Here is an 8,988-nt window from a genome sequence, read left to right as displayed (position 1 = left end):
GCCAGCTCTTCCTGCGTCAGTTCCCGCTGCTGGCGGAGGCTTCGGATCTTCGATCCTATTTTCATGCAGGGAGTTTATTTAAAGCGTGTCAAAAGTTTAATAAAATAAACCCAGGAAATTATACCGATTCTATTCCGTTTGTCAAGGAATAAATCTCGTGGAGTTTCCTGACCTTTGGAGAACACCCTTGCCTCCGGCGGCATTGCGGAAGCGGTGGGGTATCCGTCGAGGTCGAGCGGGAAGGGGAAAGGTCGTGTTCGTGATTCGTGTTCGTGTTCGTGATTCGTGTTCGTGTTCGTGATTCGTGTTCGTGTTCGTGAGTCGTGTTCGTGGGTCGTGGTTGTTCGTGAGTCGTGGGAAAGGGGCAGGAACTGCCCACCCGCGAAAGTCGAGGGGGTGCACCGCATGAGCTCAGGGGCCAGGGAACAGTACGTTTCCACTTGAGAATCAAGAAACATGGTTAGAAATCAAGGAACCTTAGGACATGTCCTCCGAGAAATGGGGGGACTCCTAAATCTCCGGAGTTTCGCGACCTTTGGAGAATACCCTTGTCGCCGAACGGGATTGCCGACCGATCGCGTACCCACAGGGAATGCGGGGGGGCAGCAGAGCCCTTCCCTGCAGGCCGGGGCATGGAGGGCGGCTTTACTGGGATGCCGCTCTTTGTTATTTTTTAATATGTCGGGGGAACCCATATGGGGAAGAGAAGGGTATGGACCGTATTCTGATCCAGGGTGCAAGGGAACACAACCTGAAGGATATCGATCTCGAGATTCCCAGGGAAAAGCTCATCGTGGTCACCGGGCTGAGCGGTTCGGGAAAATCATCCCTCGCCTTTGACACGCTCTACGCGGAGGGGCAGAGGCGATATGTGGAATCTCTCTCGGCATACGCCCGCCAGTTCCTCGAGCAGATGGAGAAGCCGGACGTGGAGCTGATCGAAGGGCTCTCCCCTGCCATCTCGATCGAGCAGAAAGGCATCAGCCGAAATCCGCGGTCGACGGTAGGTACCATTACCGAGATCTATGACTACCTTCGTCTGCTCTTCGCCAGGGTTGGAAAACCATACTGCCCCAGGTGTGGGAGGGAGATATCTTCCCAAACGATACAGCAGATTGCCGACTACCTCATGGGGCTTCCCCGGGGAACACGGATCGTCCTGTTTTCTCCCATAGTCAGGGGGAAGAAGGGAGAGTACCGAAAGGAACTTGAAGGGCTCCGGAGAGAGGGATTCGTCCGGGTGAGGATAGACGGTAGGATCCTCGACCTGGAAGAGCCGATCCAACTGGACAGAAAGAAAAAGCACACCATCGATGTGATGATCGACCGGCTCGTCGTCAAGGAGAAGATCGAAAGAAGGCTTACCGATTCGCTGGAACTGGCCTCCAGGATGGCCGACGGGGTGATCAGGGTGGAGATCGATGGCGTCAGGGAAACGATCTTCAGTGAGAAGGCTACCTGTGTGGATTGCGGTATCAGCTACCCGGACATTGAGCCGAGGATGTTTTCTTTCAACAGTCCCTATGGGGCCTGTCCCGTGTGCGGGGGACTGGGGATCAGGGTGAACGGAAGAGTCCATGGGGTGGACGATCCGGCGGCTCCATCCTTTGAGCAGGAGTGGGCTGAAGGTGAAGAGCCTCCCTGTGAGACCCCCTGTCCTGCCTGTGGAGGAGCCAGACTCCGGAAAGAGAGCCTCTCCGTGAAGGTCGGCGGCCTTTCCATAGGAGAGGTGGTAAAGATGTCGATCGGAGAGTCCCTCGATTTTCTCGAAAATCTCGATCTTGGCCGGAGAGACCAGCAGATTGCGGCTCCGATCCTCAAGGAGATAACAGAGCGCCTCACCTTCATGGTCGATGTAGGACTCGACTACCTCACCCTCGACCGGAGGGCCTCGACCCTCTCAGCAGGCGAGGGACAGCGGATCCGTCTGGCCACACAGATCGGATCGAGTCTTGTGGGTGTCATGTACGTCTTGGACGAGCCGAGCATCGGACTCCATCAAAGGGATAACCTCCGGCTCCTCAAGAATCTCCGCCGCCTCAGGGATATGGGCAATACGGTGATCGTGGTGGAACACGACGAATCCACGATTCTCGCTGCTGACCATGTGGTGGACATGGGCCCCGGCGCGGGGCTGCAGGGTGGCCGTGTCATCTTTTCCGGTCCGCCCTCCGAGATAATGGGGATAGAGGAATCGGTCACCGGCCGGTACCTCTCCGGCCGTCTGGCCATCCCCGTTCCCAAGAGGCGTCGGGCTCCTGGAAAAGGGGAACTGGTACTGAGAGGAGTCACCACCAACAATCTCAAGAACATCGATGTGACCATCCCCCTTGGCATCTTCGTCTGCGTTACAGGGGTCTCGGGATCGGGTAAGAGCAGCCTGGTAGTGGACACTCTCTTTCGCGTCCTTTCGCACCGGCTCTACCGTTCCAGAGCGGGCAAAGGTACACTCCGGTCCGTTGAAGGCCTGTCCGACATCGACAAGGTCATAAACATCGACCAGACGCCGATAGGCCGTACCCCGAGGTCGAATGCGGCGACCTACACGGGCGTATTCGGCCTGATCCGTGACCTCTTCTCCCAGATTCCAGAGGCCAGGATGCGCGGCTACAAGCCGGGACGGTTCAGCTTCAACGTCAAGGGGGGGAGGTGCGATGCCTGTCAGGGAGACGGGGTTATCAAAGTGGAAATGCATTTCCTCCCCGATGTCTATGTCACCTGCGAGATCTGCGGGGGAAAGCGCTACAACAGGGAAACCCTGGAGATCAAGTACAGGGGGAAGAACATCCATGACGTCCTCGACATGACCGTGGCGCAGGCCCTCTCCTTTTTCGAAAACATCCCCTCCATCAGGAGTAAGCTCCAGACCCTGCATGATGTCGGTTTGGGGTACATAAAACTCGGTCAATCAGCCACCACCTTCTCGGGAGGTGAGGCACAGCGCATCAAGCTCTCCAGGGAGTTGAGCAAGAAGGGCACGGGCAGAACCCTCTATATCCTGGACGAGCCCACCACCGGGCTCCACTTCGCAGACGTCCAGAAGCTGCTCGAGGTTCTGAGCCGCCTGGTGGATATGGGAAACACCGTTATTGTCATCGAACACAACCTGGAGGTCATCAAATCGGCCGACTACATCATCGACCTCGGCCCGGAGGGCGGCCAGAGGGGGGGGAGAATCATTGCTACCGGCTCTCCGGAGGAGATCGCTCTCCATCCAGGCTCTTACACGGGGCAGTACCTGAGACAGTACTTGCCAAAGCGGCGAGATAGAAAGCAGGATGGATCATTTCCCGTGGAAATGGCATAGAATCATTTGACTTTTCGCTGAAATACTGGTAGAAAAAGAGCAGTTCCACCTGTGCTTGGCGGTCCGCCTCATGATGATCGCCCCAGATTGGCATGTCTAGAGAGGAAGGGGTATGGTTCAGAGAAACGCAAAATCCTCCACAGGTCTTGATGAGAACGTGGCTGCCTCCTTGAGTTATCTATTGGGGTTCATTACGGGATTTGTATTCTACTGGGAGGAGAAGGAGAGCGATCTCGTAAGATTCCATGCCCTTCAATCGATCATAACCTTTATCCCTGTCTGGATAGTTCTGCTCGTGCTCGAGTGGATACCCCTGATAGGAACACTGGCTTGGATCCTCGCTCTCATGCTCTGGGTGCTGCTTATGATCCGAGCCTATTCCGGTCGGGCTTACAGGCTCCCCTTTGTCGGGGCGATTGCCGAGGATGTGGTGAGGCGATCCGCCGAAAAGAAGGCCCATGGTGGGGACCAGGAGCCATAGATGGACAGGCCGATTCCCCGGGACCCCGGGGAAAGTGGAGGAAGGGTGGCCGAGTGGTTTAAGGCGGCGGTCTTGAAAACCGCTTCCCGAAAGGGACGTGGGTTCGAATCCTACCCCTTCCGCCAACAAGAAGACAGAAGTCAGAATAGGACCCAGACAGTTCCAGAGGGCGATGCGAGATGAGGCGTCCAGAGCCTATTTATTCAAGTAGTTACCTGTGCCCTGAAGGGAAGGCGAAGGGTGGTCAGGAAATTCAGTTCGGGTCCAGATCGTGGTTTTGCTTAGCTTTTATTCTGACTGCAGACTTCTGACTCCTGGCTTCTGCATTTTGTGGAGAGATGCCCGAGCTGGCTGAAGGGGCTCGCCTGCTAAGCGAGTGTGCGCCAAAAGCGTACCGTGGGTTCGAATCCCACTCTCTCCGTTCCTCAAATCCGGACTATCGCAGCAGCTCCAGTGCCACTTGGCAATAGGTCTCTACGCCGAGCTGAAGTATACCCTCATTGAAATCGAACCTCGAGTTGTGGACCGGGACGCCTCCTTCCCTCCCAACTCCGAGGGCGAAGAAACACCCCTTCGACTCCTGCAGATAATAGGCAAAATCCTCGCCTCCCATGGTCCTTTCAGGTTCGACGACCCGGTCTTCGCCCACGACTTTCTGGGCACATCGGCGCACAACTTCCGCCATGGACTCGTCGTTGACGGTGGCGGGATAGCCCCGGCTGTACCTCAGTTCGAAACCTGCACCCATGGACTGGCAGACCCCGCTAACGATCCTTTCGATACGATCCTCCCACGAGTCCCAGACATCCTTATTGAAGGTCCTCGTTGTCCCGCTCAGTTCGGCCTCGCCTGAAATGACGTTGAAGGCGGTCCCTGCATGGAAGGTACCCACGGTGACTACCACCGGTTCCAGAGGGTCCATGTGGCGGCTCACCAAACGCTGCAACGCGTTGACCACCTGTGTGCCCACTTCCAGCGCGTCCACACAGAGGTTAGGCATGGCACCATGGCCGCCTGAGCCTATGATCCTGATATCGAAACGGTCCATGGCAGCCAGGAACGGGCCCGCCTTTACGCCGATATATCCCTCGGGAACTTCCGGCCATACGTGGCACCCGATAGCATAGTCCACCTTGGGATTCTCCATCACGCCGGCATCGATCATTGGCTTTGCCCCGCCCGGTCCCTCCTCTGCGGGCTGAAAGACGAATTTGACACTCCCGGTCAATTCCTCCTTGATCCTTTTGAGGGCAGTCACAGCACCCAGGGCCATCGCCATATGGGCGTCATGCCCGCAGGCATGCATCACCCCTTCGTGCACGGATGAAAAGGGAAGTCCCGTCTCTTCCTTGATGGGAAGGCCGTCCATTTCGGCACGGATCATCAGGGTGGGGCCGGGCCTGCCCGTATCCATGAGCCCTACCACTCCGTACTCGGCGACTCCGGTCTGGACGGCGAGACCCTCTCTTTCCAAGTATCCGGCCACGTAGGCGGAGGTCTTTCTTTCCCTGAAGCCTGTCTCGGGGATCCGATGGAGTTCGCGACGGGTTCTGACGATTCGGTCTCTCTCGGCGATCACGAGCTGATGGACATCCACCATGATTGCACCTCGTCTCTATCCTTTTGCCATCACCCTCTTTGCCATCTCTGGCGAGGATACTAGCATCTGCCGAACCGCAGGTCAACTCTGACCTTTCTGAGGAGAGCCCCATGAAACCCCGGCCATCGAGGCGTCTACCCTCTCTTCAAAGGCGCTGTGGATCCTGCGAACCCTAAAATCCTGCCCCTCTCCCTCTCACTCCGGACTGGAAGATCCCCGGCAAATCATGGTAAAAATGGGGAAACGCCAAAAAGCCATTCTGTTTTACTGGAAGGAGCACTCAGATGGATGGTGAGACCCAAACAGGCCGATTCACCGGCGCTTCAAAATATGTCCTGGACGAGGAATTGGCCAAGATCGTAAACGTGTCCATAGCGCTCGAGATGCCGCTGCTGCTCAAGGGTGAACCTGGAACAGGGAAGACCATGCTCGGCCATGCCATCGCAGAGGCACTGGGGATGAGGCTGATCGTCCTCAACGTAAAATCCAGCATGAAGCTCGTTGATACCCTCTACCAGTATGACACCCTGACCCGGCTCAACGACAGCAGATTCGGTGATTCGAGGCGGGATGTCAGCAACATCGAGGAATACATCAAGATGGGCAAAATCGGCCAGGCCTTTGTATCAGAGGATAGGGTCGTTCTTCTCATCGACGAGATAGACAAGGCCGACACGGATTTCCAGGATGATATGCTCGACATCCTCGACCAAATGGAATTCGACATCATCGAGATAGACAAGACCATTCGAGCCAAGAAGAGACCGGTCATCATCATAACCTCCAACGCCAAGAAGGACCTCTCGGATCCCTTTCTGGGCCGCTGCAACTTCCATCACATAGCCTTTCCGGATCCTGAAATGATGAGGAGGATCGTTGACGTCCATTTCCCCAATGTTGCCGGTGACCTGCTCCAAAGCGCCGTGGAAACCTTCTACCGGCTGAGGGAGATCAGGGGGGTTGAGAAAAAACCTTCTACACGGGAGCTTATCAACTGGATCCGTGCCTTGAGAGGTGATCCGGATTTCCATGTGAAGGACCTCGCAAAGGGGGACATCCCATACCTGGGAGTCTTGTTCAAAAAGAGCTCCGATTACAGAGTGGCCCGGAACGGAGTAGCCCGGTTCCGGCCGTAGGGAGGGCAGTTTCCGAGATGTTCATCCCTTTCTTCTACTCACTCAGAAGGGCAGGTATCCCCGTCTCTCCCACCTCCTTCCTGAGGCTTCAGAAAGCCCTTGCCATGGGATTGGTCAACTGTGTCGATGATTTCTATACTGCGGCAAGGGCCATCCTGGTCAAGAGCGAAAGGTATTTTGACCTCTACGACCGGGTGTTCGCCCGCCACTTCAAGAGCATTGAGTTCGAGGTACCGGATCCATGGGAGTGGTCCGAGCTGATCCGCACCATGCTGGAGAGTTGGCTCAGGGATCCTGGAGGACTGGCGTCCGCCCTGGGGATAAGCGAGGAAGAGCTCGGCAAGATCCCCCCTGACGAGTTGATCGACCGCTTTCTCAAGCTCTTGGAAGAGCAAACCGCGGAGCACCGCGGAGGTGCCAGGTGGATCGGGACGAGGGGCACGTCCCCTTTCGGTCATTCCGGATATCACCCCGGCGGGATGCGGATCGGGGGAATATCCAGGGGTAGATCGGCCGTCAAGGTGGCCATGGATCGGAGATATCGCGACTATTCCCAGGAGCGGCCTCTGACCACCTCACAGATGGGTGAGGCCCTGAAGCGGTTGAGAAACATGGTGCCTGCCGGACCCAAGGACCGGGTCAACATCCAGGAGACGATCTACCAGACGATGAAAAAGGGGGGCGAGATAGAGATCGTACTGGATAGGAGCCTGAGGGACAGATTGAAGGTGATACTGGCCATAGACAACGGTGGATGGTCGATGGACCCGTATGTCGAGGTGGTACAGACTCTGTTCAACTACGCGCGGGCCCAGTTCAAGGATCTCAAAACCCTTTTCTTCCACAATACCATCTATGACTACCTCTGGGAGGATCCTCCCAGGCGCGACAAGCCCTATCCCGTGGAAGAATTGGCCCGTCTTGACCGCGAGACACGGTTCATCATCGTGGGCGACGCGAGCATGGCTCCCTATGAGCTCATGGCGACTGACGGTTCCATCCATATCGAAGAACGGTCGGGAAAACCGAGCTACGAGCGGCTGAGGTTCATCGCCGAGAACTTCCCCCATTCGGTCTGGATAAACCCGATACCCGCCCAGGACTGGCCTTACACGACGACGATCGGCCTGATCAGGGAGATCTTCCCCATGTTCGAGCTGACCCTTGAGGGACTCGAAAAGGCGGTCGCCCACTTGATGGCCGACAGTTGAGGGACCGGCCTTTTTCGAGACGTACAGGGCGGACCGACCGAACCCCCTGCCGGGACTCACCCGGCCGGAAGGCAGAACCCGCCGAACCTGCGCCACGCCCGCGACAAATCATCAAAGGGATCTCAGTGGGCCACCGGGACTATCCTGATTCTGTCCCCCGTGGTCACCAGGATGGCACCAAGAATCGTCACGATTCCGCCGACGACCTGATGGGGCAGCGGGAGGGTACCAAAATAGATCAGGGCTCCCAGCAAGACGAAAAGCCCCTTGGAACTCCCAATGATCACTGTACGGGATGCTTCGATATACTGGAGCGCGGAATACTGGGAAAAGACCGTCAGGAACGGCCCCAACAGCGATCCCACCATGATGTTCCAGAACGCCTTCCAGGAAATCCTCAAGGGCAGATGGGTACTGAAGAGCAGGATCGTCGAGAAAAGGAAGAGAAACACGATCCTATTCATAGTGAGAATCCCGGGATCGATATCTCTGATATATCTCTTGGCAACGGTGAAAGAGATGGAAAAAACAAAAGAAGCAAGGACCACGAATGCGGTACCGGGAAGGAACATGTGGGACAGGTCTCCACCTTTCTGATAACTGATGATAAACGCTCCTGATATGGTAAAGACAAATCCCATCGCTTCGACCGTGCTGAACCGTTCCTTTAGGAAAGCCACCCCCAGGACCGTCGTGAAGACCGGTGACATGTTCGCGAGAAACGATACTATGGCCGGATTCTCCACCGTTTTTATGGCCAGGAAGAAAGATGTCGTCCCGACAAGTTCCAGAGATCCTATCAGCAGCAGCACCTTGTACGTCGATCTGTTCAACTTCGCAATGGTTCTGTATCTCTTTGCCGGGATGTCGTACAGGAGGTTCCACAGGATCCCGAAACCGAACCAGTAGAATCCGAACTTGATCAGTTCCACCTCCTGGAGTGCAGCCTTGCTGAAGATGTAGACATTAGACACGGCCAGGGTGGCAATAAAGGCGAAAAGATATCCGCGAAGTCTGCTGTTTTCTGCCATATCTTTCCAATTCAACAGAGGATGCGCTGGCTGGCCGTCACCGAAGAATCGCCGTGAAGCGAAGATCACGGAGTTTCCCTGCTCACCCCTCTTCATCGGGAAGAGCCTCCCCCAGAGGCGAGCCCTCACTCCGCCAGGCCCTCAGGCCGAAGCAGGGAGACCGAGCCAAGGGAGGCTTAGAATGGGTCGGAGGGTTGCTTCAGAAGGCCAAACCGGCCTTTT

General features: G+C 56.3%; 6 protein-coding genes and 2 tRNA genes. 6 read left to right on the top strand and 2 right to left on the bottom strand.

Features of this window, described 5'->3' with window-relative positions; genetic code table 11:
- Positions 1 to 712: 712 nt before the first annotated feature.
- The 4 genes from uvrA to JRJ26_19430 all read left to right on the top strand — a co-directional run bounded on the left by uvrA (position 713) and on the right by JRJ26_19430 (position 4,209).
- Entirely contained in the window at positions 713 to 3,307 is a 2,595-nt protein-coding gene (gene uvrA / locus JRJ26_19445) for an excinuclease ABC subunit UvrA (GenBank protein MBW2059669.1), read from the top strand.
- A gap of 112 nt (positions 3,308 to 3,419) precedes the next feature.
- Positions 3,420 to 3,788 (top strand): DUF4870 domain-containing protein, encoded by a 369-nt coding sequence (locus tag JRJ26_19440; GenBank protein MBW2059668.1) that lies wholly within the window; start codon positions 3,420 to 3,422, stop codon positions 3,786 to 3,788.
- A 39-nt stretch (positions 3,789 to 3,827) separates the two neighbouring features.
- Positions 3,828 to 3,913, top strand: a tRNA-Ser gene (locus tag JRJ26_19435).
- Positions 3,914 to 4,120: 207 nt separating this feature from the next.
- Positions 4,121 to 4,209 (top strand) — tRNA-Ser (locus JRJ26_19430).
- Positions 4,210 to 4,224: 15 nt separating this feature from the next.
- Here the strand turns inward: JRJ26_19430 and JRJ26_19425 are convergent.
- The gene (locus JRJ26_19425) at positions 4,225 to 5,388 is read right to left on the bottom strand and encodes an amidohydrolase (GenBank protein MBW2059667.1); all 1,164 of its coding nucleotides are present in this window, start codon (positions 5,386 to 5,388) and stop codon (positions 4,225 to 4,227) included.
- A gap of 284 nt (positions 5,389 to 5,672) precedes the next feature.
- Between JRJ26_19425 and JRJ26_19420 the strand changes: the two genes are divergently transcribed.
- Positions 5,673 to 6,524, top strand: a complete 852-nt coding sequence (locus JRJ26_19420) for a MoxR family ATPase (protein ID MBW2059666.1) — start codon at positions 5,673 to 5,675, stop codon at positions 6,522 to 6,524.
- Positions 6,525 to 6,541: 17 nt separating this feature from the next.
- Complete coding sequence (locus JRJ26_19415) at positions 6,542 to 7,735, top strand: hypothetical protein (GenBank protein MBW2059665.1); 1,194 nt, start codon at positions 6,542 to 6,544, stop codon at positions 7,733 to 7,735.
- Between the two features lie 122 nt (positions 7,736 to 7,857).
- On the opposite strand, the gene JRJ26_19410 is transcribed toward JRJ26_19415, so the two are convergent.
- Complete coding sequence (locus tag JRJ26_19410; GenBank protein ID MBW2059664.1) at positions 7,858 to 8,862, bottom strand: DMT family transporter; 1,005 nt, start codon at positions 8,860 to 8,862, stop codon at positions 7,858 to 7,860.
- Positions 8,863 to 8,988 lie beyond the last annotated feature (126 nt).

The organism is Deltaproteobacteria bacterium (genome assembly GCA_019308905.1).
Classification (GTDB): domain Bacteria; phylum Desulfobacterota; class BSN033; order WVXP01; family WVXP01; genus JAFDHF01.
This window is presented reverse-complemented; position numbering and strand designations above follow the sequence as displayed.

Excerpts from the sequence above, each read along its gene's own strand:
- uvrA (MBW2059669.1), top strand. The coding sequence starts at position 713 with ATGGACCGTATTCTGATCCAGGGTGCAAGGGAACACAACCTGAAGGAT.
- JRJ26_19440 (MBW2059668.1), top strand. The coding sequence starts at position 3,420 with ATGGTTCAGAGAAACGCAAAATCCTCCACAGGTCTTGATGAGAACGTG.
- JRJ26_19425 (MBW2059667.1), bottom strand. The coding sequence starts at position 5,388 with ATGGTGGATGTCCATCAGCTCGTGATCGCCGAGAGAGACCGAATCGTC.
- JRJ26_19420 (MBW2059666.1), top strand. The coding sequence starts at position 5,673 with ATGGATGGTGAGACCCAAACAGGCCGATTCACCGGCGCTTCAAAATAT.
- JRJ26_19415 (MBW2059665.1), top strand. The coding sequence starts at position 6,542 with ATGTTCATCCCTTTCTTCTACTCACTCAGAAGGGCAGGTATCCCCGTC.
- JRJ26_19410 (MBW2059664.1), bottom strand. The coding sequence starts at position 8,862 with ATGAAGAGGGGTGAGCAGGGAAACTCCGTGATCTTCGCTTCACGGCGA.